Below are 1603 nucleotides of genomic sequence, written 5' to 3'. Positions count from 1 at the left end.
GACATCGCCTGGGGCAACGGCTCTCTGGTGGTCGGCGGTGGCACCGCAGGCGTAGCAGTCGTTCTCGGTATCACCGTGGGCGCCCTGGTTGGCATCGAGGGGTACAACTTCCTCGACCTGCTCGGCCTCGGCCCCGCGACCGGCATCATTTCCTCGTTGGTGAACACCCGCGAGCTGGCGCCGATCGCCGCGTCGTTGGCCTTCGCGACCCAAGCTGGCTGCCGATTCACCGCTCAACTCGGATCCATGCGCATCGCAGAAGAGATCGATGCGCTGGGCGCGATCGCGGTCCGCCCCATCCCGTACCTGGTGACCACACGACTGATGGCGTCCGTCGTCGCGGTGGTTCCCCTGTATGTGGCGTGTCTTGCGGTGAGCTACCTGACGACGCAGGTCGTGGTGTATCTCATCAGCGGCGGCTCAACCGGCTCGTATCTGCACTACTTCTCGCTGATGCTGGTCGGCCGGGACATCGTCTACTCACTGATCAAGACCGTCATCTTCGTATGGATCGCGTCGACCGTGCAGTGCTACTACGGCTTCTACGCCAGCGGCGGACCTGAGGGTGTGGGAGTTGCTGCAGGACATGCCATGCGGGCGAGTATCACCGTGGTGATCGTGGTCAACATGCTGCTGACCATGGCGCTGTGGTCCGTCAACTCCGGCGCCAGGTTCGGCGGATAGATGGGGAATTCCCTTGAACCAGACGGCCGCGGGGCCACGGATCGGCAGCTGCTCGGTTGTGGTGTCGCGCTTCTGGTGCTGGCGGCGGTCGTGTCGGCATTGCTCTTGGTGAAGGCCACCGGGCGACTCGACCGGTATGTCCGGGTGGTGGCCGCCCTCGTCAACGTGGGCGACGGACTGCCGCAGCGGTCGGACGTCAAGTACCACGGCGTACTGGTCGGGATGGTCAACGCCGTCACCCCGGCGGCCAACGGTGAGCCGAATTACGTGCAGATCGACCTCAATCCCGTCTACGCGCCGTCGATCCCCGCATCGGTCACCGCACGGGTGGTGCCCAGCAACGTGTTCGCGGTGTCCTCGGTTCAGTTGGTCGATCGCGGGCCGGGTCCCGCGATTCGTGCCGGGGCGAAGATCCCCGAAGACACCGAACTACCAACGGTTCTCTTCCAGACCACGATCAGCAAGTTGCGCGACATCCTCGCCGCGACCGGACGTGGTCGTGAGGACAAGACGGTGGGAGTCCTGGCCGCGATCAACGCGGCCACCGAGAATCGCCGCACCGAATTGCTGGTCAGCGGGGCCCAGTTGAACCGCCTGATCGACCAGCTCGACGCGGTGGTGGCCAGTGAACCCGGGCCCTCGACGGTTTCCGCGCTGATCGACGCGACCCGCGGACTGCAGCAGACGGCGCCAGAACTGGTCGATGCACTTCACGAGGCAGTCGAACCGATGCAGACCCTAGTGGAACAGCGTGACCAACTCACCGCGCTGATCGACGGCGGCGTGCACACCGTGGGCACCACGCAGACCGCGCTGACCAACCACACCGATCAACTGGTGAAGATCACCGGGGAACTCACGCCGGTGCTGGGCCAGCTTGCGGACACCTCACACAACTGGGTACCCGCCTTCGTCAAGC

General features: G+C 65.0%; 2 protein-coding genes. Both read left to right on the top strand.

Annotated features, from left to right (window positions below):
• Positions 1–684: MlaE family ABC transporter permease (locus ACRDUX_RS35085; RefSeq protein WP_526421168.1), on the top strand; the 684-nt coding region annotated here is incomplete at its 5' end.
• Positions 685–1603 (top strand): MlaD family protein (locus tag ACRDUX_RS35080; protein ID WP_526421166.1); only part of this gene is annotated, 919 nt, incomplete at its 3' end.

The organism is Mycobacterium sp., assembly GCF_050701675.1.
Classification (GTDB): domain Bacteria; phylum Actinomycetota; class Actinomycetes; order Mycobacteriales; family Mycobacteriaceae; genus Mycobacterium.
The sequence above is the reverse complement of the archived record's forward strand: the minus strand, read 5'-3'. Positions and strand labels throughout refer to the sequence as shown.